At 68.1% G+C, this 551-nt stretch carries 1 protein-coding gene; it reads left to right on the top strand.

Features of this window, described 5'->3' with window-relative positions; translation table 11 throughout:
* On the top strand, positions 1 to 551 hold a 551-nt coding region (locus QCE64_RS38090; RefSeq protein WP_310009521.1), incomplete at both ends, for a hypothetical protein.

Raw genomic sequence — 551 nt, 5'->3', positions numbered from 1 at the left:
GCTGACGGGTTTCACGGTGAGTGGCGGCAACCTCGTCGTGCAAGGTGCGGGCTTGAACGCCGCCAACATCGATCAGGTCGACCTGCTCGCGCGTGCAATTCAGGTGAACGCGGCCATCTACGCGAAGCGGCTCAACGCGGTCACGGGCGCAAACGGCATCGAGCACGATTCGCTCGCCGCGACGCCGGTCGCGGGCAACGGCACGGCACCCGCCGTCGCGCTCGACGTGAGCGCACTCGGCGGCATGTATGCGAATCGCATCTTTCTGGCGTCGAACGAGTATGGCGTCGGCGTCTCGACGCGGGGCGTGCTTGCCGCTCAGGCGGGCGAGCTCACACTCACGTCGAACGGGAAACTCGTGCTCGCGGGGCAGACCAACGCCAGCGGCACGCTCAACGTTGCTGCGCGAGACGGCATCGACAACCGCGGCACCACATACGCGCAAGGCGACCTCGTCGCCACGACGGGCGGAGTGCTGGCGAACAGCGGCCTGCTTGCGGCGCAGCGTCAGACAACGCTTCGCGCGGACAGCATCGCCTCGACGGGCACGC

This window comes from Caballeronia sp. LZ043, assembly GCF_031451075.1.
GTDB lineage: Bacteria > Pseudomonadota > Gammaproteobacteria > Burkholderiales > Burkholderiaceae > Caballeronia.
This window is presented reverse-complemented; position numbering and strand designations above follow the sequence as displayed.